General features: G+C 72.3%; 24 protein-coding genes and 2 pseudogenes. 11 read left to right on the top strand and 15 right to left on the bottom strand.

All coding sequences use genetic code 11. From position 1 onward, the window contains the following. Positions 1–2: 2 nt before the first annotated feature. From EI169_RS10595 to EI169_RS10575, 5 genes are all read right to left on the bottom strand, one after another. Positions 3–422 carry a rhodanese-like domain-containing protein gene (locus tag EI169_RS10595; RefSeq protein WP_125132293.1) on the bottom strand — a complete coding sequence of 140 codons (420 nt, stop codon included), beginning with the start codon at positions 420–422 and terminating at the stop codon, positions 3–5. A 153-nt stretch (positions 423–575) separates the two neighbouring features. Beyond that, a complete protein-coding gene (locus EI169_RS10590; protein WP_240640735.1) occupies positions 576–2,345 on the bottom strand; it encodes a ubiquinol-cytochrome c reductase cytochrome b subunit in 1,770 nt (589 codons plus the stop codon). 59 nt (positions 2,346–2,404) lie between these two features. Then, a complete protein-coding gene (locus EI169_RS10585; protein ID WP_125132292.1) occupies positions 2,405–3,484 on the bottom strand; it encodes a Rieske 2Fe-2S domain-containing protein in 1,080 nt (359 codons plus the stop codon). 42 nt (positions 3,485–3,526) lie between these two features. Then, a complete protein-coding gene (locus EI169_RS10580; protein ID WP_125132291.1) occupies positions 3,527–4,330 on the bottom strand; it encodes a cytochrome c in 804 nt (267 codons plus the stop codon). 20 nt (positions 4,331–4,350) lie between these two features. Next, positions 4,351–4,986, bottom strand: a complete 636-nt coding sequence (locus EI169_RS10575; RefSeq protein WP_125132290.1) for a heme-copper oxidase subunit III — start codon at positions 4,984–4,986, stop codon at positions 4,351–4,353. 176 nt (positions 4,987–5,162) lie between these two features. Between EI169_RS10575 and trpD the strand changes: the two genes are divergently transcribed. Together trpD and EI169_RS10565 are read left to right on the top strand one after the other, a co-directional pair. After that, positions 5,163–6,224 (top strand): anthranilate phosphoribosyltransferase, encoded by a 1,062-nt coding sequence (gene trpD, locus EI169_RS10570; RefSeq protein WP_125132289.1) that lies wholly within the window; start codon positions 5,163–5,165, stop codon positions 6,222–6,224. A 1-nt stretch (position 6,225) separates the two neighbouring features. Beyond that, positions 6,226–7,218: a PHP domain-containing protein gene (locus EI169_RS10565; protein ID WP_125132288.1), complete on the top strand. Its 993-nt coding sequence runs from the start codon at positions 6,226–6,228 to the stop codon at positions 7,216–7,218. Between the two features lie 15 nt (positions 7,219–7,233). Here EI169_RS10565 and EI169_RS10560 read toward each other — a convergent pair whose 3' ends face one another. The 3 genes from EI169_RS10560 to EI169_RS10550 all read right to left on the bottom strand — a co-directional run bounded on the left by EI169_RS10560 (position 7,234) and on the right by EI169_RS10550 (position 9,633). After that, entirely contained in the window at positions 7,234–8,157 is a 924-nt protein-coding gene (locus tag EI169_RS10560) for a 5'-3' exonuclease (protein ID WP_125132287.1), read from the bottom strand. A gap of 124 nt (positions 8,158–8,281) precedes the next feature. Then, positions 8,282–9,028, bottom strand: a complete 747-nt coding sequence (locus EI169_RS10555; protein WP_240640408.1) for a hypothetical protein — start codon at positions 9,026–9,028, stop codon at positions 8,282–8,284. Between the two features lie 65 nt (positions 9,029–9,093). Next, positions 9,094–9,633, bottom strand: a complete 540-nt coding sequence (locus EI169_RS10550) for a hypothetical protein (protein ID WP_125132285.1) — start codon at positions 9,631–9,633, stop codon at positions 9,094–9,096. A gap of 106 nt (positions 9,634–9,739) precedes the next feature. Between EI169_RS10550 and EI169_RS10545 the strand changes: the two genes are divergently transcribed. The 5 genes and pseudogenes from EI169_RS10545 to EI169_RS10525 all read left to right on the top strand — a co-directional run bounded on the left by EI169_RS10545 (position 9,740) and on the right by EI169_RS10525 (position 12,761). Continuing rightward, positions 9,740–10,138 (top strand): hypothetical protein, encoded by a 399-nt coding sequence (locus EI169_RS10545; RefSeq protein WP_125132284.1) that lies wholly within the window; start codon positions 9,740–9,742, stop codon positions 10,136–10,138. Positions 10,139–10,156: 18 nt separating this feature from the next. Beyond that, positions 10,157–10,548 (top strand): annotated as a pseudogene (locus tag EI169_RS16825) (YchJ family metal-binding protein). Between the two features lie 28 nt (positions 10,549–10,576). After that, positions 10,577–11,683: an NAD(P)-binding domain-containing protein gene (locus EI169_RS10535; protein WP_125132283.1), complete on the top strand. Its 1,107-nt coding sequence runs from the start codon at positions 10,577–10,579 to the stop codon at positions 11,681–11,683. Between the two features lie 47 nt (positions 11,684–11,730). Beyond that, positions 11,731–12,126 carry a PPOX class F420-dependent oxidoreductase gene (locus EI169_RS10530; RefSeq protein ID WP_125132282.1) on the top strand — a complete coding sequence of 132 codons (396 nt, stop codon included), beginning with the start codon at positions 11,731–11,733 and terminating at the stop codon, positions 12,124–12,126. After that, positions 12,123–12,761 carry an SDR family oxidoreductase gene (locus tag EI169_RS10525; protein ID WP_125133431.1) on the top strand — a complete coding sequence of 213 codons (639 nt, stop codon included), beginning with the start codon at positions 12,123–12,125 and terminating at the stop codon, positions 12,759–12,761. Before EI169_RS10530 ends, EI169_RS10525 begins: the two co-directional genes overlap by 4 nt. Positions 12,762–12,779: 18 nt before the next feature. Here the strand turns inward: EI169_RS10525 and EI169_RS10520 are convergent, their stop codons facing one another. Beyond that, positions 12,780–13,802 (bottom strand): FUSC family protein, encoded by a 1,023-nt coding sequence (locus EI169_RS10520; protein ID WP_125132281.1) that lies wholly within the window; start codon positions 13,800–13,802, stop codon positions 12,780–12,782. A gap of 60 nt (positions 13,803–13,862) precedes the next feature. Between EI169_RS10520 and EI169_RS10515 the strand changes: the two genes are divergently transcribed. Together EI169_RS10515 and EI169_RS10510 are read left to right on the top strand one after the other, a co-directional pair. Beyond that, a complete protein-coding gene (locus EI169_RS10515; protein WP_125132280.1) occupies positions 13,863–14,195 on the top strand; it encodes a TraR/DksA C4-type zinc finger protein in 333 nt (110 codons plus the stop codon). A gap of 25 nt (positions 14,196–14,220) precedes the next feature. Beyond that, positions 14,221–14,727: an ACT domain-containing protein gene (locus tag EI169_RS10510; protein WP_125132279.1), complete on the top strand. Its 507-nt coding sequence runs from the start codon at positions 14,221–14,223 to the stop codon at positions 14,725–14,727. 6 nt (positions 14,728–14,733) lie between these two features. Here EI169_RS10510 and EI169_RS10505 read toward each other — a convergent pair whose 3' ends face one another. After that, positions 14,734–15,399, bottom strand: coding sequence for an LON peptidase substrate-binding domain-containing protein (locus EI169_RS10505; RefSeq protein WP_240640406.1), 666 nt, complete (start codon positions 15,397–15,399; stop codon positions 14,734–14,736). Between the two features lie 88 nt (positions 15,400–15,487). Here EI169_RS10505 and EI169_RS10500 point away from each other — a divergent pair, with 88 nt between their 5' ends. Beyond that, a complete protein-coding gene (locus tag EI169_RS10500; protein WP_164515486.1) occupies positions 15,488–16,924 on the top strand; it encodes a cryptochrome/photolyase family protein in 1,437 nt (478 codons plus the stop codon). A gap of 3 nt (positions 16,925–16,927) precedes the next feature. On the opposite strand, the gene EI169_RS10495 is transcribed toward EI169_RS10500, so the two are convergent. From EI169_RS10495 to EI169_RS10485, 3 genes and pseudogenes are all read right to left on the bottom strand, one after another. Next, the gene (locus EI169_RS10495) at positions 16,928–17,143 is read right to left on the bottom strand and encodes a DUF2945 domain-containing protein (RefSeq protein ID WP_125133429.1); all 216 of its coding nucleotides are present in this window, start codon (positions 17,141–17,143) and stop codon (positions 16,928–16,930) included. Positions 17,144–17,449: 306 nt separating this feature from the next. Beyond that, positions 17,450–17,953 (bottom strand): annotated as a pseudogene (locus EI169_RS10490) (glycosyltransferase family A protein); the annotation flags it as partial. Between the two features lie 93 nt (positions 17,954–18,046). Next, a complete protein-coding gene (locus EI169_RS10485; protein WP_125132277.1) occupies positions 18,047–18,538 on the bottom strand; it encodes an FBP domain-containing protein in 492 nt (163 codons plus the stop codon). Between the two features lie 265 nt (positions 18,539–18,803). Between EI169_RS10485 and EI169_RS10480 the strand changes: the two genes are divergently transcribed. After that, positions 18,804–19,007 (top strand): hypothetical protein, encoded by a 204-nt coding sequence (locus EI169_RS10480; RefSeq protein ID WP_125132276.1) that lies wholly within the window; start codon positions 18,804–18,806, stop codon positions 19,005–19,007. Positions 19,008–19,071: 64 nt separating this feature from the next. Here the strand turns inward: EI169_RS10480 and EI169_RS10475 are convergent, their stop codons facing one another. Both EI169_RS10475 and EI169_RS10470 read right to left on the bottom strand, forming a co-directional pair. Then, positions 19,072–19,494 carry an organic hydroperoxide resistance protein gene (locus tag EI169_RS10475; protein WP_125132275.1) on the bottom strand — a complete coding sequence of 141 codons (423 nt, stop codon included), beginning with the start codon at positions 19,492–19,494 and terminating at the stop codon, positions 19,072–19,074. Positions 19,495–19,508: 14 nt separating this feature from the next. Then, on the bottom strand, positions 19,509–19,931 hold the full coding sequence (locus EI169_RS10470; RefSeq protein ID WP_125133428.1) for a MarR family transcriptional regulator: 423 nt from the start codon (positions 19,929–19,931) through the stop codon (positions 19,509–19,511). Positions 19,932–19,976 lie beyond the last annotated feature (45 nt).

Here is a 19,976-nt window from a genome sequence, read left to right as displayed (position 1 = left end):
GCTCAGCAGCGCACGCGCTCGCGGACGACCATGACGAGCGGGTCGAACACGCGCTCGCGCGGCCCCTCGTCGTCCTCGGTGGGCTGCCCCTCCCGCACCCAGTACTCGTAGCCGCCGATCATCTCCCGCACCGAGTAGCCGAGCGCCGCGAACTGACGAGCACCCTTCACGCCGCCGTTGCATCCCGGGCTCCAGCAGTAGACGACGACGGGCACGGCGGGGTCCAGCTCGAGCGGCGCCCGCCGGGCGATGTCGCCGTGGGGCATGTGGATCGCCCCGGTGATGCGTCCTTGCGCCCACGCGTCGTCACCGCGCACGTCGACGAGCACGAACGTGTCGCCGAGCTTCTGGGCGGCGTAGACGTCGGAGGGGTCGGTCTCCGCGGCGAGGCGGGCGTCGTAGTACGCGAGGAGGTCGGTCATGCCTCGAGCGTACGAGGGGCGCAGGGCGCCGCGCGATCGCCCCGGCGCCGTCTCGCGTGCGATTCCTGCCACTCGCGCCGTGCCGCGCCGACGCCCCGACGGCGAAGCCCCGGACCGTCCGAGGACGATCCGGGGCTTCGCGATGACGGGCGATCAGGCGCCGTCGGGGCGGTTGCGCTCCTCGAGCCCGCGCGGGGACGGCAGCTCCGCTTCGGCGCGCACGCCGTGGGGCGCGGCGACGGGGCGTCCCTCCTCCTCGGCGCGGTGGTCCGACGCGGCCAGCTCGGCGGCGGCCTCGTGCTCGACGTGGTCGAGCTCGTGGTGCTGGTGGGCGTGCGCCGCATCCAGCTCGGCCTGCGTGACCGGGGTGAGGCGGTCTTCGAAGAACCAGCGAGACAGACCCGCGCGCGCGTGCTCGTGCCACGGGATGCGGCCCTGGGCGTTCGGGCGCACCACGAGCGGCGCGTACGTCTCGACGTCGGCGAGCTTCCAGCGCTCGAACTCATCGACCGGCTGGTGCACCTCGATGTACTCGCCGCCGGGGAGGCGGACGATGCGACCGGACTCGTAGCCGTGGAGGAGGATCTCGCGATCTTTCTTCTGCAGGGCGAGGCAGATGCGCTTGGTCACGAAATAGGCCACGATCGGGCCGACGATGAGCGCGCCCTGCAGTGTGTGGATGACGCCTTCCATCGTGAGCCAGAAGTGCGTGGCGATGATGTCGGACGACGCCGCGGCCCACAGCACCGCGTAGAACGTGACACCGGCGGCGCCGATGGCGGTGCGGGTGGCGGCGTTGCGCGGACGCTGGGCGATGTGGTGCTCGCGCTTGTCGCCGGTGACCCACGCCTCGATGAAGGGGTAGATCGCGACGAGGACGATGAACAGGCCCAGGATCGCCAGCGGCAGGATGATGTTGAACGACCATGTGCGGTCCCACAGCACGAACTCGAGGTGCGGCGGCACCAGGCGCAGGGCGCCGTCGGCGAAGCCGATGTACCAGTCGGGCTGCGTACCGGCGGACACGGGCGACGGGTCGTAGGGGCCGTAGTTCCAGATCGGGTTGATCGTGAAGAGCGAGGCGACCAGGACGATCACGCCGAACGTGATGAAGAAGAAGCCGCCCATCTTCGACATGTACACGGGCATCATCGGATAGCCCACCACGTTGCTGTTGGTGCGGCCGGGACCGGCGAACTGCGTGTGCTTGTTGATGACCATGAGCATCAGGTGCACGACCAGGAGGCCGACGAGGATCGCTGGAAGCAGCAGGATGTGCAGCGTGTACAGGCGCCCGACGATCGCGGTGCCGGGGAACTCGCCGCCGAACAGCAGGAACGACGTCCACGTGCCGATGAGCGGGATGCCCTTGATCATGCCGTCGATGATGCGCAGGCCGTTGCCGGAGAGGAGGTCGTCGGGGAGGGAGTATCCGGTGAAGCCCTCGCCCATCGCGAGGATGAACAGCACGAAGCCGATCACCCAGTTCAGCTCACGGGGCTTGCGGAACGCGCCCGTGAAGAACACGCGCAGCATGTGCACGCCGATGCCCGCGATGAACACCAGAGCCGCCCAGTGGTGGATCTGACGCACGAGCAGGCCGCCACGCAGGTCGAACGAGATGTGCAGGGTCGACTCGAGCGCCGCCGACATCGCGACGCCTCGCATCGGCTCGTACGCGCCGTCGTAGTGCGTCTCGACCATCGACGCCTGGAAGAAGAACGTCAGGAACGTGCCCGACAGCAGCACGACGACGAAGCTCCACAGCGCGATCTCGCCGAGCATGAACGACCAGTGGTCGGGGAAGATCTTGCGACCGAGCTCCTTGACCATGCCGGAGAGGCTCGTGCGCTCGTCGATGTAGTTGGCGGCGGCGCCGACGAACCGGCCGCCGAGCGGCTTGCCGTCACGGCCGGTGGGCACCGGCGCCGGCCGCACCGCCGGCTCGGTGGTGACGTTGTCCGTGGGGTGAGTTGCAGTACTCAAGGACGCTCCCAGAAGCTCGGGCCGACGGGCTCCTGGAAGTCACTGCGCGCGACGAGGTAGCCCTCGTCGTCCACGGTGATCGGAAGCTGCGGCAGGGGACGCGCCGCCGGGCCGAAGATGACCGCCGCGCCGTTGGCGACGTCGAACTGCGACTGGTGGCAGGGACACAGGAGGTGGTGGGTCTGCTGCTCGTACAGCGCGACGGGGCAGCCGACGTGCGTGCAGACCTTCGAATAGGCGACGATGCCGTTGTAGGACCAGTCCTTCTTGTCCTCGGGCTCGTTGAGATCCTCGGGGAGCAGGCGCATGAGCAGCACGACCGCCTTGGCCTTCTCCTCGAGGTAGCCCTCGTCGTGGCTGAGTCCCGCGAGATCCTCCGGGATCACGTGGAAGGCCGAGCCGAGGGTGACATCGGCGGCCCGGATGGGTCGCCCGGAGGGGTCGTGAGCGAGACGAGTGCCCTCCTTCCACATGGTGTGGCTGAGCAGCGCGACCGGATCTCCGGCCTGCGGGTTCGCGGCCGACGCCTCGGGCGCCAGACCGCGGAAGAGGGTGATGCCGGGGAGGATCGATGCCACGAGCGCCGCGAACAGCGAGTTGCGGATCATCGTGCGGCGTCCGAAGCCGGACTCCTCGTTGGCCTCGGCGAAGGCGTTGACCGCGGCGGCGCGCACCGTGTCGCGGCCACGCGTGGCGTGCCGCGGCTCGATGTACTCCTTGTCGTTCATGACGGCCTTGGACCAGTGGATGGCGCCGATGCCGATGGCCAGGAGCGCGAGGGCGATGCCCAGGCCGATGAACAGGTTGTTGTACCGGATGTCGATCAGCGAGCCCGACTCGATCGGGAAGATCATGTACGCCGCGATCGCCCAGATGCTGGCGGCCACCGACAGGTAGAACAGCGTGTAGACCGTGCGCACGGCACGGTTCATCGACTTCGGATCCTGATCCGTCATCCGCAGCCGGTGCGGCGGCAGGTCGGGGCTCCTGACGGGGTCGGTCACCGCGACCGCGAGCCCGGGGGAGGGCTTCCAGGAAGCCCTCTCGTGCTCGAGCGGGTCGTCCTCGTGTGCCATGGTGCTCCTCGTACGTTCCGGAATGCTGTTACCGGCGGGCGATCAGTTCGATTTCGCCGTGATCCACACGGTCAGCGCGATGAGCGAGCCGATACCGAAGATCCAGATGAAAAGGCCCTCGGCCACGGGGCCGAGCGAACCGAGCGCGTAACCGCCGGGCGAGTCGTTCTCCTGCAGGAACATGAGGTACGAGATGACGTCGCGCTTGTCTTCGAGCGTGAGGTTCAGATCGTTGAACACCGGCATGTTCTGGGGACCGGTCACCATCGCCGCGTACATGTTCAGCGGGCTGGTGGTGCGCAGGTTGGGGGCGTACTTGCCCTCGGTGAGTGCGCCGCCGGCACCGGCGACGTTGTGGCACATCGCGCAGTTGATGCGGAACAGCTCCGCGCCGTTGGCGACGTCGCCCTCGCCGTCGAGCACCTCGTCGGAGGGGTAGCTCGGACCGGGCGCGACCGACTGCACGTACGCGCCGATCGCGTCGACCTGCGCGGGCGTGAACTGCACGGGCTTCTGCGGTGCCTGCGGCGCCTGCGCCTGCAGGGGCATGCGTCCGGTCGACACCTGGAACTGCACCGACAGCTCGCCGACGCCGTACAGCGACGGGCCGGCCTCGGAGCCCTGCAGGTTGAGACCGTGGCACGTCGCGCAGTTGGCCTGGAACAGCTTCTTGCCGTCCTCGACCGTCAGGGTCGACGACGACGAGCTCGTGTCGTCGGTCGCGGCGATCGCCGCGGATGCGCCGGCGTAGATGCCGCCGGTCATCAGCAGGCCGATGCCGATCAGGGCCGCGGCCGCCAGCGGGCTGCGGCGACCGTTCGAGCGACGCTTCTTCTCACGTGCCATTTCGAGATGCAGCTCCGCTCTTATTTCAGGAAGTAGATGACGAGGAACAGGGCGATCCAGACGACGTCGACGAAGTGCCAGTAGTACGACACGACGATCGAGGTCGTCATCTCCTTGCGCCCGAAGTTCTTCACGGCGTAGGCGCGCCCGATGACCAGGAGGAAGGCGACGAGGCCGCCGGTGACGTGCAGGGCGTGGAAGCCCGTCGTCAGGTAGAACGCCGAGGCGTACGAGTTGGCGGTGATGGGCAGGCCCTCCGCCACGAGCTGCGCGTACTCCCAGACCTGGCCGGACACGAAGATCGCGCCGAGGGCGAAGGTGAGGTAGAACCACTCGACCATGCCCCAGCGCAGGATCCCGCGGCCGGTGCGGTAGGGCTGGAAGCGCTCGGCGGCGAACACGCCCATCTGGCACGTCACGGACGAGAGCACGAGGATGATCGTGTTGACGAGCGCGTACGGCACGTTCAGCACCTGCGTCTCCTCGGCCCACAGTTCGGGCGAGGTGCTGCGCAGCGTGAAGTAGATCGCGAACAGGCCCGCGAAGAACATGACCTCGCTGCCGAGCCACACGATCGTGCCCACGGCGACCGGATCCGGTCTCTTCACGGACCGAAGGGACTGGGGGTATGTCGCTGGCGTCGTCACATCCCCCATTATGAACGATTCTGACGCGCGCGACGGGCACCAGCATGGCCGATACGCCTGCCGTCGAGATAAGTGCCGCCTCGGAAACCCCTTCGAGAACTCCGTCACTCCGCCGGGACGACGGGCGTGGCGCGACGAGCCCCTGGTCGGAGGGCGGATGCGGCGCCCTCGGTAGGATCGGGGGCATGGCGGAGCGGTATGCGTGGCCCGAGATCCTCACGACTCTTCTGAAGGGCGAGGACCTCAGCGTGTCGGAGTCGACGTGGGCCATGCGCCAGGTGATGAACGGCGAGGTGACGCCGTCCCAGCTGGGCGGGTTCCTCGTCGCGCTGCGCGCCAAGGGCGAGACGGTCGACGAGATCGTCGGCTTCCGCGACGCGATCCTCGAGGCGGCGCTGCCGCTGCCGGTCCCCGCGGAGGTGCTCGACATCGTGGGCACCGGCGGCGACCGCTACGGCACCGTGAACGTCTCGAGCATGGCGGCGATCGTGGCCGCCGCATCCGGCACGCCCGTCGTGAAGCACGGCAACAAGGCTGCGAGCTCGTCGTCGGGGTCGTCGGACGTGCTCGCGGCGCTCGGCGTCGACCTGACGCTCTCACCCGAGGCCGTCGCCGAGACGCTCACGCGGACGGGGATCACGTTCGCCTTCGCGACCGCGTTCCATCCCGGGTTCCGCCACGCGGGCCCGACGCGCGCCGAGCTCGGGGTGCCCACGGTGTTCAACTTCCTGGGGCCGCTGTGCAACCCCGCGCGCGCCGAGGCGAACGCGGTGGGCGTCGCGCACCTGGACCGCGTGCCCCTCATCACGGGCGTCTTCCGCACCCGCGGCGCGACGGCACTCGTGTTCCGCGGCGACGACGGCCTCGACGAGCTGACGACGACCGGTCACAGCCGCCTGTGGGAGATCTCGCGCGGCGACGTGCACGAGCACGACCTCGACCCGCGCGACCTGGGCCTCCCGCTCGCCGACATCGACGATCTGCTCGGCGGCGACCCGGCTCACAACGCCGGGGTGGTGCGGCGCGTGTTGGCGGGCGAGCCGGGCCCGGTGCGCGACATCGTGCTGCTGAACGCCGCCGCGGGGCTCGTCGCGTACCGCTTGTTCCGCGACGCGGGGGAGGCGCAGCGCCCGATCGTGGAGCGGCTCGCCGCCGCGATGGCGGACGCCGCGGCCGCGATCGACGACGGTCGCGCCGAGGAGAAGCTCGCGCAGTGGGCCGCGGTGACGCGGGAGCTGGCGGCCTGACGTGGAGCCGCTCCAGGCGCTGACGGAGATCGCGTACCTCCTCGAGCGCGAGCGGTCGAGCCGCTACAAGTCGAAGGCGTTCCGCGCGGCCGCGGACGCCATCGCGGGACTCGACGACGCCGCGCTGCGCGATCCGGCGCTGCGTCGACGCAAGGGCATCGGCGACTCGACGTTCGCGGTGATCCAGCAGACGTTGGCCGGCCAGGTGCCCGACTACCTCGCGGATCTGCGCGCGAAGACCGGCGGCCCGGGTCCGTCGCGCCTGCGTGCGGCCCTCCGCGGCGACCTCCACAGCCACAGCGAATGGTCCGACGGGCTCACGCCGATCGAGGCGATGGTCGCCGCCGCCCGTTCGCTCGGGCACGAGTACCTCGCGCTCACCGACCACTCGCCGCGGCTGCGCGTGGCGAACGGGCTGTCGCCGGAACGGCTGCGTGCGCAGCTGGAGGCGCTGCCGCCGTTCTCCGGCGACGGCTTCACGCTGCTGAGCGGCATCGAGGTCGACATCCTCGAGGACGGCGCCCTCGACCAGGAGCCTCCCCTCCTCGACGAGCTCGACGTCGTGGTCGCCTCCGCGCACTCGCAGCTGCGGATGGATGCGGCGCCGATGACCCGTCGCCTCGTCGCGGCGGTCTCGAACCCGCACGTCGACGTGCTCGGGCACGTGACCGGGCGCCTCGTCGAGGGCTCGCGCGGCACGCGGCCGCCGTCGCAGTTCGACGCCGCCGCGGTGTTCGCGGCGTGCGCAGAGCACGGCGTCGCCGTCGAGATCAACTCCCGGCCCGAGCGCCAGGACCCGCCCGACGAGCTGATCGGGGTGGCCCTCGAGGCCGGCTGCCTGTTCTCGATCGACTCCGACGCGCACGCGCCCGGACAGCTGTCGCTGCTCGACTACGGCGCCGAGCGCGCCGAGCGCGCCGGCGTGCCGGCGGAGCGGGTCGTCACGACGTGGCCGCTGGAGCGGCTGCGCGCGTGGCTCACACGCGAGCGCTGACCCGCCGCATCCGGGTCACGTGGCAGACAGGGCAGCGAGCGCCCGCGTCATCGACGAGCCGAGGTGGGTGCGCTCGGCGAGCGCCTCGGCGGCCGCGCGGCGCTCGTCGTCGATGCCGCGCAGGGTGCCGTCGACCGGTGGGAGCGGGAGGTCGCGCACGACCTCGACCACGCGCGGGGCGACGTCGAGGTAGTCGGCGGCCGCGAGGATCTTCGCGCGCTGCGCCGCGGTCATCCCCTCGTCCGCCTCGGCGGCGGCGCGGATACCGGCGAGGTCGCCGTGCGCGGCGAGCAGGACCGCCGCGGACTTCTCGCCGATGCCGGCGACGCCCGGGAGGCCGTCGGAGGCGTCGCCGCGCATCGTGGCGAAGTCGGCGTACTGGCGGCCATGGATGCCGTACTTCGCGAGGACCGTCGCATCCGTCACGACCTCGAGGTTGCTCATGCCTCGCGCGGTGTAGACGACGCGCACATCCCGCTCGTCGTCGATGAGCTGGAAGAGGTCGCGGTCGCCCGTGACCACGTCGATGGGCGTCGTCGCGCGGGTCGCGAGCGTGCCGATGACGTCGTCGGCCTCGTGCTCGGCGGCGCCGACGATCGGAATGCCGAGCACGTCGAGGGTCTCGCGGATGAGGGGCACCTGCGCCTCGAGCGGGTCGGGGACGACTTCCACGTCGGGCCCGGCGGCGACGACCTCGGCGACGCGGTGGGCTTTGTAGCTCGGCAGCAGGTCGACGCGCCACTGCGGGCGCCAGTCGTCGTCCCAGCAGGCGACGAGCGCGCTCGGCCGGTAGGTGGTGACGAGCTTCGCGATGATGTCGAGGAACCCGCGGGCGGCGTTGACGGGCGAGCCGTCCGGGCCCTTGACCGTGTCGGGCACCCCGTAGAACGCGCGGAAGTACAGCGAGGCGGAGTCGAGGAGCATGAGGCGGCCGGACATGCGTCGATCCTGGCACGCGCCACCCACTGCCGGAGCGCGCCGCACGCGTGCGGCTTCGGGAGGAGATCGAGCCTCGGGAGGGCGCGCCGCGCGGATTCGCCCTCCCGGGGCCGGATCTCCTCCGCTAGCAGCCGGGGCCTGCGGGGTTCTCGACGCACGTCTTGTCGACGAGCGCCGTGCGCACCTCGAAGATCTCGACCGGGTAGCCGCCGGATGCGGCGGTCACGACACCGCGCACGGGGAACCACGTGCCCACCCCGAAGTCCACCTCGGCGGCGTACTCGACCGTGACGCTCGCGGTGTACGTGCCGCGCGCGGCGTACGCGTGACTCGTGGGCGTCGCGCTGAACTGCGGAAGGCCGAGCTCCTGCCACGACGCACCGCCCGTGCTCGAGCGGCCGACGGCGCCGTCGCCGTAGTCGAAGACGTACGCGACCGGCGTGAAGCGCACCGTCACGGGACGACCGAAGAGCGTGCCGGTGCGCGTGTGCGCGCCGACGCCGGCAGTGAAGTTGGCGGGCATCCCGACGACCCCGACGCCCGCCGGCTCGGCCTGAAGGGGCGGGCGGTCGGGCGCGAAGCTCGCGACGTCGGCGGCGGTGACGGGAGGGATGCCGGGCGCCTCCTCTGCGGGCTCCTCCTCGGCGGCCACCGGACAGGCCGCCACGATGCCCTGCCCATCGAGCCCGATGTCGGTGCAGCCGTCGTCGGGCGGGATCGTCGGCGGCGGGGGAGCGGCCTGGCCCGCATCTCCGCCTCCGCCTCCGCCTTCGCTTCCGCCGGTGTCGGATCCCCCGCGGCCCGGCTGCGTCTGCTGCCCGACGATGTCTATCTGCGAGCCACTGTTCCCGACCGCGCAGTTCGTCCACATGGTCGAGCCTTCGCAGCTCGATGGTGGCGCGGCCGCTGCGAGCGAGGCTGCGACGAGAGCGGCCGTTAGGAGCCGACGCATGACGGCTCCCGGATGGCATTGCTGGATGAGATCAAGAGACGGTCCAAGCTGCCCTCAAAGGTGAGGCGCAGCGCATAACGCGAAGGCCGATCGGAGGGCACGACCGATACGCCGTTCTGATCGACGACGCTCACTTCACTAACGTCAGTGCAGGCGACAGCCGTCAACCGCAGGTCCTCGCGATTCGCCTTGTTTACGGACTCTCCCTTGAACGCAAGCACCTTCGTCGCACCAGCGACAGACCATCCGTCGGCGCTCATCGTGGAAAGGGACTGACGTTCGTTTGCATTCGCGTCGCCCGTGGTGAGCGCGTACACGGGCTCGAAGGTCTCGGGGTCGCTCAGGTCGACCTGATTGAGCGCGTCGACGTAGGCGCGGTAGGTCGCCTCGGCGGCGGCGAAAGCCTCATCATCGCTCAAGGGCGTCGGCGTGGAGGGGGTGGGCGCGGGGGAACCGGTGCATCCGGTCGCGAGCGCGCCGGCGACGACAGCGGCGGCGGCCAGGCGGAGCACTCGACGGAACACGCCCCCAGGGTAGAAGCGCCCCCACCGCGTCGCATCCGTTGTCCACAGCCGGCGCGGTTCGCCGCGGCTTCCCACAGCTGCGAGACGGGGGTGGGATACTGGCGCGATGGGGCGACGGATGGCCGCGGTGCTCGCGGGTGGACTGCTGGTGGCGGCGCTCGCGGGGTGCGCATCGCCGGCCACGCCGTCCGATGTCGACGAGTCGGCGCTCGCCTCACCCGTCGCGGCACCGGTCAGCCGCGCCGCGAACGACCTGCAGGGTGCGACGGTGCGGCTCATCGTCGGCCAGTCGCTCAACATCACGACCGGCGACCTGCCCGTCGACAGCTACTCGGGCGAGGTGTCCGACCCCTCCGTCGCGGAGTTCGTGCCCGGCCGTGTGGACGGCGCGACGTTCGACCCGGGTGTGCGCGCGCTCGCCGCCGGCACGACGGACGTCGAGCTCACGAACGCGCAGGGCGGCATCGAGCCGCTGCGCTTCACCGTCGTCGTCGAGATGCGCTGACACCGCGCACCCCTCGCCATGTCGTTCGGTTCCGCCGCGCCTGCGCCCGCCGTCTGCCCGTGCGGCAGCGGCGACGCGTTCGCCCGGTGCTGCGGCCCGCTGCTCGCGGGGGAGCCGGCGCCGTCGGCCGAGCGCCTCATGCGCTCGCGCTACACGGCGTTCGCGCGGGGGGATGCGGCGCACCTCGCGCGCACGTGGCATCCGCGCACGCGGCCCGAGCGGGTGGATGTGGACCCGCGGACCCGTGGACCGGGCTCGAGGTGATCGACGCGGTCGAGCACGGCGACACCGCCGAGGTCGAGTTCCGCGCGCACTGGCGTGGGGGCGAGGCGCGCGGGGTGCTGCACGAGCGCAGCCGGTTCGCGCGTCGCGGCGGCCGCTGGATGTACGTCGACGGCGACACGGAATAGCGCACGGTCATCGCGGGTTGAGGCGGGCATGACCGGCACGCCGCCCCGCGATGTCGACGTCGTCGTGATCGGCGCCGGTCAGGCGGGACTCTCCGGCGCCTATCACCTGCGGCGCCGCGGCTTCGTGCCGGCGACCGGTCCGGATGCGGCGGGCCGCGGAACCTTCGTCGTCCTGGACGCGAACGCGGCCCCGGGCGGGGCGTGGCAGCACCGGTGGGAGTCGCTGCGGATGGCCACGGTCAACGGCATCCACGAGCTGCCCGGCTTCCCCGTACCGCTTGCCGACCGCGCCGCAGCCGCCCGGGACGTGCTGCCGCCGTACTTCGCCGCCTACGAGGCGGAGTTCGGCCTGGACGTGCAGCGGCCGGTCGCGGTGCGTGCGGTGCGCGCGGAGGACGACGACCGCCACGGCCGCCTCGTCGTCGAGACCGACCGCGGCGCGTGGCGGACGCGCTTCGTCGTCAACGCGACGGGCACGTGGACCCGGCCGTTCTGGCCGCACTATCCGGGCCAGGAACGGTTCGCCGGCCGGCAGCTGCACACGGCCGACTACGTCTCGGCGGCCGAGTTCGCCGGCCAGCGCGTCGCGGTCGTCGGCGCGGGAGTGTCGGGCGTGCAGCTCCTCGAGGAGATCTCGCACGTCGCCGACACCTTCTGGATGACGCGGCGCGAGCCGGAGTGGATCGAGGCCGACTTCGACGTTCCGGCGCGCGTCGCGGCGATCGCCGGCGTCGAGGAGAAGGTGCGACGCGGGCTTCCGCCGGGAAGCGTCATCTCCGTCACCGGCATGCATTGGACGCCGTGGGCGCGCCGCGCGCAGGAGCGCGGCATCCTGCACCGGCTGCCGATGTTCGCCCGGCTGGAGGAGCACGGCGCGCGCATGCCCGACGGGTCGTTCCTCCCGCTCGACGCGATCCTGTGGGCGACGGGCTTCCGGCCCGCGCTCGAGCACCTCGCGCCGCTGCGCCTGCGCACCCCCGACGGCGGGTTCCGCGTGGGCGATTCGCGCTCGCTCGACGATCCGCGGGTGTTCTTCATCGGCTACGGCCCGTCGGCCTCCACGGTGGGGGCGAACCGCGCCGGCCGCGTCGTGGCCGCCGCCATCGCGGCCGAATCGGCACCCCTGACGGCGTGAGGGTCAAGCCCTCCGCCGGTGCGGATGCGGCGGCCTAGCGTGAAGGCATGACCGTCACGACGATCCCCGACGACCTCCGCGACCTGCTGGAGAACCCGAACTACGGTGCGCTGGGCACCGTCCGCCCCGACGGGGCGGTGCAGGTGAACCCGATGTGGTTCGAGCTCGAGGGCGACCGCATCCGCTTCACGCACACGACCAAGCGCCAGAAGTTCCGGAACCTGCAGGCGAACCCGTCGATGAGCCTCATGGTGTTCGACCCCGAGAACCCCTACCGCTACGTCGAGGTGCGCGGGCGTCTGGTCGACGTCGTGCCCGACCCCACGGGCGCGTTCTACGTGCAGCTCGGCCGCCGGTACGGCAACGCCGGCCAGCAGCCGCCGCCCGACAGTGCCGACCGCGTCATTCTCGAGATGTCGATCGAGACGGCGGGCGGCCACTGATGCGCGTCGTCCTCATCGGCGGTCACGGCAAGGTCGCCCTCCTCCTTGCCCCGCTGCTGACGGCGCGCGGCGACGAGGTCACCGCCGTCATCCGCGATCCCGCGCACGTCGACGACGTCGCCGCGACCGGCGCGACACCGGTCGTGCGCGACCTGGAGGGCGGCGACGATCTCGCCGACCTCCTCCCCGGCCACGACGCGGTCGTGTGGTCGGCGGGCGCGGGCGGCGGCAGCCCGGAGCGCACGTACGCCGTCGACCGCGACGCCGCCATGCGCACGATGGACGCCGCGGCCGCCGCCGGCGTGCAGCGCTACGTCATGGTGTCGTGGATCGGATCGACCCCCGACCACGGGGTCGACCCGGGGAGCTCCTTCCACCCCTACGCCGTCGCGAAGCTCGCGGCCGACGACCATCTGCGCCGCACGTCGCTGGAGTGGACGATCCTCGGCCCCGGCACCCTGACGCTCGACCCGCCGACCGGGCGCATCGCGCTCGACCCCGAGGGCGACGGGCGGGTGTCCCGCGCCGACGTCGCCGCCGTGGTCGCGGCGAGCCTCGTCGAGCCGCGGACCGTCGGCCGTTTCATCCGGTTCGGCAGCGGAGACGTCCCCATCGCCGACGCGCTCGCGGGTTGATCGCTCCGAAGCCGCGCGTCAGTCGGGCTCGCCCAGGCTCTCGTGGATGCGGCGGAGGTCGACCAGCAGCGAGCCGATGAGCACCCAGTGCGCGGGCGAGGGCGCCGTCACCTGCAGCGGACGCGTCAGGGCGGGCGGTTCGTCGGCCGCCTCCCGAGCCGTGTCGGCCGCCCGCACGCGCGTGTCGTGAGCGGCGCGGCGCAGCTGATTGGCGATGGCCCGCACGGCGGGCTCCGAGGCCACCGACGGGTCGTACCGGTCGTAGACCGCGCGCGTCATGCCGATCAGCTGCGTCACGATCGGCGACAGCGCGTCGAGGGTCGCGCGGGCGCGGGCGAGCTCGTCGCGATGCCGGCGGCCGAGCGGGTTGAAGGTGAGCGACTCGTCCGCGTCGCCGAGGGCGTCGGTCGCACCGGCGACCATGGGTCGCAGCAGTCGCGCCTGCAGGAGCAGCTCCTCGAGCTGCGCGCGCGTCCGCGTCTCCTGCAGCGCGTCGGCCAGGCGCTCCATCGCGGCGGCCAGCTCGGCGCCGAGGGCGTCGACCCTCGTGCGCGCCGGGCCGATCGCGACGGGCGGCACGATCGCGAGGTTCACGACGAACCCGATGGCCGCGCCGATGAGCGTCTCGAGGATGCGGTCGACCGCGTAGCCGGGGGTCGCGGTGCCGAGCGCGAGCACGAGGATCGCGCTGATGGCGACCTGATTGCTCGTGGTCGGCGTCATGCGCAGCGCCCAGGCGGCGACGATGGCCACCGCGGCCGCGCCGAGCACGACCCACACGCTCGACCCGAACGCGATGCCGAGCGCCGAGGCGATGAGGACGCCGAGGATCACCCCGACGCTGCGCTCGGCCGCGCGGGTGAGCGACTGGTTGAGGCTCGGCTGGACGACGAGGAGCGCCGCGATCGCCGCGAACACCGGCGGCGGCCCCTGCACGAGCCACCCCGCAATGAGCCACGCCGCGATCGTCGCGACGGCCGACTTCACGACCTGCAGGAGGGGCGCGCGGCGCGGTGCGCGGATCGTCGTGGGCAGGCGCATGTGTCGAGTGTCTCAGGCGCGGCCGGCCGCGGTGTCCGCCGCCGCGCCTACGCTCGGAGGATGCGCGACGAGCTGGAGCGCCTGCGGCGGCAGGCCGAGGGCCGTCTGGCGCGCCTGGACGCTGACGAGGGGTCGCTGCGCGCCGACCGCGCCGACGGCACGGCCGACGACGAGCACGATCCGGAGGGGTCGACGCTCTCGGGGGAGTGGTCGCGCGTGGACGCGCTCCGCCGCAGCACGCTCGCCGAGATCGCGGACATCGACGCCGCGCTGGCCCGCGTCGACGACGGCACGTACGGCGTCTGCGCGGGCTGCGGACGGCCCATCCCGGCCGGGCGGCTGGAGGTGCGGCCCACCGCGCAGTACTGCGTGGCGTGCGCCGATCGCCGCTGAGCGCATGCGTGGCTACGCTGAGCGCATGACGACTCTCGTGCTCACCCTCGTCGGCGACGACCGCGCGGGCATCGTCGCCGCCGTCGCCGCGGCGGTCGACGCGGCCGGCGGCAACTGGGAGGACAGCGAGCTCGCCGAGCTCGGGGGTGCCTTCGCGGGCATCGTGCAGGTGTCGGTGCCCGGCGAGCGCGCCGATGCCCTGCGCGCCGCGCTCGGCGCGATCGAGGGCATCGTGACGGTGGCCGTCCCCGCGAGCGCGGCGACGCCGGATGCGGCGGCCCGCCGCGTGACCGTGGAGATCCTCGGCAACGACCGTCCGGGGATCGTGCGGGAGATCTCGGCGGCGCTGCACGCGCACGGCTTGAGCATCGAACGCATGGCGACCGAGACGCGCGACGCGGCGATGGCCGGCGGCCGCCTGTTCGAGGCCGCGGTGTCGGCGGTGGGCCCCGCCGCCCTCGATGCCGACCTGCTGCGCACCGAGCTCGAGCGGCTCGCCGCCGAGATCCAGGTCGACATCACGGTCGTCTGACCGGGCTCACTCCGCGTCGTCGTCTTCCTCGTCGTCATCCTCCTCGACGACGAAGAGGCCGTCCGGCGCCGGGTCGGCGAGGAACGGCTCGGCGGCGAGGGTGAGGTCGATCGTCGCGCGCAGCAGGCCGCCGAGCGTCGTCGAGCGCAGCAGCTGCAGCCGGTCCATCTCGCTCAGCGGAGCGATCGCCGCGACCTGCCACGCCCGCGCGAGCGGCTCGTCGGAGAGCTCCACATCGGGGTCCCAGCGGGCGAGGCCCACGTCGCCGGCCCGCCCGAGCACGCGGCGGACGATGTGCTCCGCCTCCTCGAGCAGGGGTGTCAGACCGTCGTGCCATTCGAGGTCGGGGAGCACGCGGAGATCGGCCCGCGGATACGGGTCGTCATCGAGCCACGACACGACCTCGACGCGGTCGGTGCCCTGCGCCACGAGCGAGATCTGATCCTGCTGCGGCAGGACGCGCGTCAGCCGCGCGAGCGTGCCGATGCCGAACCGCTGCTCCCCGCCGCCGGTCTCGCGTCCGCGTTCGATCAGCACGACGCCGAACTCGGGGTTCTCGGCGTCGAGGAGTCTGCCGAGCAGGACGAGGTAGCGCTCCTCGAACACGCGCAGGGCCAGCGGCGTGTGCGGGAAGAGCACCGAGCCGAGCGGGAACATCGCCGTGCCAGCCATGCCCCCAGTCAATCAAACTCCACGGGTGGCGGCGCCGTCCTCGCGCAAGCCCTCCCGGCCGGCGCCGCCGGTTTGCGACGCTGGCCGGATGAAGGCGGCCCTGATCCTCGCGACCCAGCAGTTCGAGCGGCATCCGGCGCTCGAGGATCCCGACATCGACGAGCTGTTCGTCGTCGAGGCCGAGGATCGGTTCCGGCGGCTTCCGTACCACCAGCACAAGATCACGCTGCTGCTTGCGGCCATGCGCCACAGCGCGGCGCGGTGGGAGGCGGAGGGGCGCACGGTGCGCGTCGTCCCGCTGTCGGACGGGGTGGGCTTCGCGGCCGGTCTCGAACGCCTCGTGCGCGACCGCCGGCCCGACGGCCTCGCGTGGATGGGCGCGACCGACCTGGGCGTGGACGAGCGCCTGTCGGCGCTGTGCGCGCGGTGGGGCCTGCGCACGCGCGTCTACCCGGACGGCCTGTTCCTCACGCCGGCGGAGGAGGTCGACGGCTGGTTCGCCGAGCATCCCGCGCCGCGCATGGAGGACTTCTACCGCTGGCAGCGCCGCCGCACCGGCCTCCTCATGGACGGCGGGCGGCCGGCGGGACGGCGCTGGAACTTCGACGCCGACAACCGCAAGCCGCTGCCGCGCGGCGGCGTCGTCGTCCCCGCCCTGCCCGCGGCCGAGCACGACGGCATCACGGCGGGCGTGATCGCCGAGGTCGGCGAGCGCTTCGCCGAGCATCCCGGCGACGCGAGCGAGTTCTGGCTGCCCGTGACACCCGACGAGGCGCGCACGTGGCTCGATGCGTTCGTCGCCGAACGGCTCGCCGACTTCGGGCCGTACGAGGACGCGATGGCGCGCGACGAGCCGTTCCTGTTCCACTCCGTGCTCTCGTCGTCGCTGAACATCGGCCTGCTCACGGCACACGACGTCGCCGACGCCGTGGCTCAGCATGCGTCGGCGTCGCTGGCCTCGCGCGAGGGCTTCGTCCGGCAGGTCATCGGATGGCGCGAGTACATGCGCGGCGTGTACCGCGCGCACCCAGAACTCGCCGACGCGAACGCGCTCGGGCTGCACCGCCGGCTCGAGAGCTATTGGTACACCGGCCGCCGCATCCCCCGCGACCTGCCGGAGCCGGTGCGCGTCGTCCTCGAACGCGTGCACCGCTGGGGATATGCGCACCACATCGAGCGGCTCATGGTGCTCGGCAACTGGCTGCTCCTGCGCGGCTACGCGCCGCGCGAGGTCACCCGCTGGTTCTCGGCCCTGTTCGTCGACGCGTACGAATGGGTGATGGTGCCGAACGTCATGGGCATGAGCCAGTGGGCCGATGGCGGGCTCGTCGCCACGAAGCCGTATGTCTCCGGCGGTGCCTACCTGCAGAAGATGGGGCACTGGTGGGAGTCGGATGCGGCGGCCCGCGACTCCGCGTTCACGACGGCCTACTGGGACTTCCTCGCGGCGAACGAGGACGCGCTCGCGGGGAATCCGCGGATGGCGCTTGCGCTCGCGCAGATGCGCGCGCGTCGTGACGCATGAGGCTCAGGAGCTGAGCTTGCGCAGGGCCGAGCCCTTGTGCGCCGCCTTCGCGCCGGTCTTCTCGGACTTCACGATGTAGGCGGGCTCGTCGCTCGATGCGGTGAACTTCTGCCCCTCGAACTGGAAGTCCTTCGTCTTCTTCTCCACGACCTCGCCCCGCGTGCGTCCCTGGGACGTGTCCCAGCTCACCCGGTCGCCCTTGGACAGCTCGCTCGCCATGTCGGCTCCTTCCGTCGCGAGTCTCCATGGTGACCGGACGCGGCCGTGCGGACCCGGGGTTGACAGCTCGCCGCGGAGACGCCGCAGCAGCAGCCGGGTCGCCCGGACGGGCGGGAAGTCGCGCGGCCAGTGGATCACGACGGTCCGTCCGCCGCGCCGGATGCGCCGGCCGAACGCCGCGGCGTCGGCGAACGGGCGCGCCGACATCGTCATCGGCGCACCACGGAGCCGCCCGATGCGGTGACGCTCGCCGAGGTGGAAGGCCAGGTCGAGGTCGTCGTGCACCTCGGGGTCGTCGCGGTGCACACGGTGACGGACGCTCCGCCACGCCGTGCGGCGCAGGGCCAGGTTCGACCCGAACAGCGGGCGGTGCGCGAGCGCCGGCGCGCACACCGACGCGTACGCGCCGAGATACAGCGCCGCGGCGAGAGCGCCGCCGCGCCCCGGGAAGCGGGCGGCCCCGCTCGCGGCGCCGAGGCGCGGGTCGGCCGCGAAGGCGCGCACGCAGCGCTCGATCCAGTCCGCGGGTGCGCGGCAGTCGGCGTCCAGGCGCAGGAGCAGGTGACCGGCGGCCGCGTCGTAGCCGGCGGCGCTCGCCGCCGGGATGCCCGGCCGCTCGCAGCGGACCACGCGGCATCCGAAGGCGGCGGCGACGCGCGCGGAGTCGTCGGATGACGCGTTGTCGACCACGAGCACCTCGTCGGGCGCGCGCGTCTGGCCGCGCAGCGATCGGAGGCACTCCGCGAGCGCGGTCGCGTCGTCCTTGACCGGGATGATCACCGACACCCGGGCACGTCGAGCCTGCTGCATCCGTCCCCCTTCCGGGGCACCCTCTCGCGCGGACGCGGAGGATGCCCCGGGGGTTGACGGCGGCTGCGCCGGCCGGGCAGGGGCGGGCGCCGCTCAGGCGCTGTCGCGCACGTCGCGCACGAAGCCCTCGACGTTCTCGCGCAGCATCGTGATGCGTCGCTCGAGCGCCGCCGCGTGGTCGAAGCCGAGGTAGGGCTCGGGGCGGCGGCGCCGCACGTTCTCGCTGCACTCGAAGTCCGCGCACACGAGGGTGCCGACCGCGTCGCCGCGGCGGCCGGCCGTGCCGGCTCGGCGGGCGCCGAACATCACCACGTCCACACGCAGCTCGACGTCGGCGCACCACGCGCACTGCGTGCGGACGCCCGGCCGCGCCTCGGTCTGCTTGAGGATGACGCCCGTGAGGGCGCCGTCGAGGAGGACCAGCACGTAGCCGAGGAGCGGGCTCTTGGGGTCGCGCCAGCCGACGAACTCGCGCTCGGACGGGTCGAGGGCGGGCAGATCGGTCGGGATGACGATGTGCGAACGCTCGCTGCGCGAGGCGTTGACGAAGGAGGCGCGGATCTCCGCGTCGGTGAAGGAAGGCATGACGTCGCTTTCGACAGGGGCGCGCGTGCGCGCCGGAGGAAGGATGCGCCCCGGCGATCGGCCGGGCGCGCGGATGGGGAGGTGCGGGCGGATGCCGCTACCTCTCGCCGGCGCGGGAAGCGCCGGGAACCTCCGTCCGCGCCAGGGGCGCACGCGATGTCATGCCTCCAGGGTACGCGCGTAGGCGGCGAGCGGGGCGATGTCCAGGGGGTGCGCGGCGGGGGAGGGGGAGGCGAGGCTCGCTGCACGGACGGAAGGAAACGACATGAGCGACAACCCTGACCGGGGCGACATCCCCCGGCGCGACGACGACGACGCCCGCGCCGACGAAGCGCCCCCGACCGATGCGGTCAGCGACGAGGTGAAGGCCGACGCGGCCTCTGCCGGCCTGAGCGCGGAGGACAAGCAGCGTCTCGCCGGCGGTGAGCTGGATGAGCTCCCACCGCCCCCGCCGACCGGCAGCGACTGACCGCACGCGGCACGCAGAAGGCCCGCCGGATGACCGGCGGGCCTTCGTCGTGCGAGAGAGGGTGTCAGTCGTCCGAGACGGTGACGTTCACCTCGATGTTGCCGCGGGTGGCGTTCGAGTACGGGCACACCTGGTGCGCCGCATCCGCCAGCGCCTGAGCCTGGTCGTGGGGGATGCCCGGCAGCACGACCTCGAGGTCGACGGCGAGCTGGTAGCCGCCCTGGCCGTTGTCGCCGAAGTGGACGCGGGAGCCGACCGACGAGTCCGAGATCACGACCTTCTGCGCGCGGGCGACCGCCTGCAGCGCGCCGTGGAAGCACGCCGCGTAGCCCGCCGCGAAGAACGCCTCGGGGTTCGGCGCGCCGCCCGGGCCGCCCATCTCCACGGGCACGCGCACATCGGTGTCGATGATGCGGTCCTTCGTGGCGACGTGACCGTTGCGGCCGCCGCCGGTGGCGAGTGCTTCTGCGGTGTAGATGGCTTCCATCGATGTCCTTCCGATCATGAGGCGAGCGCCTCGGTTCTCTCCTGCACCGTGCGGGTGAGCTCGTGCAGGGAGGTCAGCAGCGTGCGGGCGGCGTCGATGCCGAGCCCCATGCACGCGAACACCCGTTCCGGAACGTCCGCCATCTCGGTGCGCAGCGCACTGCCGCGCTCGGTCAGCTCGACGTCGACGACCCGCTCGTCGTCGGTGCGGCGGATCCGGCGGACGACGCCACGCGCCTCCATGCGGCGCAGCAGCGGCGAGAGCGTGCCGGAATCGAGGTCGAGACGCTCCCCGAGGCCGCGGACGCTCTGCGTGCCCTCCGTCCACAGCGACACGAGGACGAGGTACTGCGGATAGGTCAGGTCGAAGGGGGCGAGCACCCGGCGGTACGCGGCCGTCGTCGCGCGGCTTGCGGAGTACAGCGAGAAGCACACCATGTCGTCGATGCCGGGCACGGAAAGATGGTTGCACACAATTCAGTT

Origin of the sequence: Microbacterium sp. 10M-3C3 (genome assembly GCF_003931875.1) — a bacterium.
In the GTDB taxonomy this organism is placed as follows: domain Bacteria; phylum Actinomycetota; class Actinomycetes; order Actinomycetales; family Microbacteriaceae; genus Microbacterium.
The sequence above is the reverse complement of the archived record's forward strand: the minus strand, read 5'-3'. Positions and strand labels throughout refer to the sequence as shown.

Excerpts from the sequence above, each read along its gene's own strand:
- EI169_RS10595 (WP_125132293.1), bottom strand. The coding sequence starts at position 422 with ATGACCGACCTCCTCGCGTACTACGACGCCCGCCTCGCCGCGGAGACC.
- EI169_RS10585 (WP_125132292.1), bottom strand. The coding sequence starts at position 3,484 with ATGGCACACGAGGACGACCCGCTCGAGCACGAGAGGGCTTCCTGGAAG.
- EI169_RS10580 (WP_125132291.1), bottom strand. The coding sequence starts at position 4,330 with ATGGCACGTGAGAAGAAGCGTCGCTCGAACGGTCGCCGCAGCCCGCTG.
- EI169_RS10575 (WP_125132290.1), bottom strand. The coding sequence starts at position 4,986 with ATGGGGGATGTGACGACGCCAGCGACATACCCCCAGTCCCTTCGGTCC.
- trpD (WP_125132289.1), top strand. The coding sequence starts at position 5,163 with ATGGCGGAGCGGTATGCGTGGCCCGAGATCCTCACGACTCTTCTGAAG.
- EI169_RS10560 (WP_125132287.1), bottom strand. The coding sequence starts at position 8,157 with ATGTCCGGCCGCCTCATGCTCCTCGACTCCGCCTCGCTGTACTTCCGC.
- EI169_RS10555 (WP_240640408.1), bottom strand. The coding sequence starts at position 9,028 with ATGTGGACGAACTGCGCGGTCGGGAACAGTGGCTCGCAGATAGACATC.
- EI169_RS10545 (WP_125132284.1), top strand. The coding sequence starts at position 9,740 with ATGGGGCGACGGATGGCCGCGGTGCTCGCGGGTGGACTGCTGGTGGCG.
- EI169_RS10535 (WP_125132283.1), top strand. The coding sequence starts at position 10,577 with ATGACCGGCACGCCGCCCCGCGATGTCGACGTCGTCGTGATCGGCGCC.
- EI169_RS10530 (WP_125132282.1), top strand. The coding sequence starts at position 11,731 with ATGACCGTCACGACGATCCCCGACGACCTCCGCGACCTGCTGGAGAAC.
- EI169_RS10520 (WP_125132281.1), bottom strand. The coding sequence starts at position 13,802 with ATGCGCCTGCCCACGACGATCCGCGCACCGCGCCGCGCGCCCCTCCTG.
- EI169_RS10515 (WP_125132280.1), top strand. The coding sequence starts at position 13,863 with ATGCGCGACGAGCTGGAGCGCCTGCGGCGGCAGGCCGAGGGCCGTCTG.
- EI169_RS10510 (WP_125132279.1), top strand. The coding sequence starts at position 14,221 with ATGACGACTCTCGTGCTCACCCTCGTCGGCGACGACCGCGCGGGCATC.
- EI169_RS10505 (WP_240640406.1), bottom strand. The coding sequence starts at position 15,399 with ATGGCTGGCACGGCGATGTTCCCGCTCGGCTCGGTGCTCTTCCCGCAC.
- EI169_RS10500 (WP_164515486.1), top strand. The coding sequence starts at position 15,488 with ATGAAGGCGGCCCTGATCCTCGCGACCCAGCAGTTCGAGCGGCATCCG.
- EI169_RS10495 (WP_125133429.1), bottom strand. The coding sequence starts at position 17,143 with ATGGCGAGCGAGCTGTCCAAGGGCGACCGGGTGAGCTGGGACACGTCC.
- EI169_RS10485 (WP_125132277.1), bottom strand. The coding sequence starts at position 18,538 with ATGCCTTCCTTCACCGACGCGGAGATCCGCGCCTCCTTCGTCAACGCC.
- EI169_RS10480 (WP_125132276.1), top strand. The coding sequence starts at position 18,804 with ATGAGCGACAACCCTGACCGGGGCGACATCCCCCGGCGCGACGACGAC.
- EI169_RS10475 (WP_125132275.1), bottom strand. The coding sequence starts at position 19,494 with ATGGAAGCCATCTACACCGCAGAAGCACTCGCCACCGGCGGCGGCCGC.
- EI169_RS10470 (WP_125133428.1), bottom strand. The coding sequence starts at position 19,931 with ATGGTGTGCTTCTCGCTGTACTCCGCAAGCCGCGCGACGACGGCCGCG.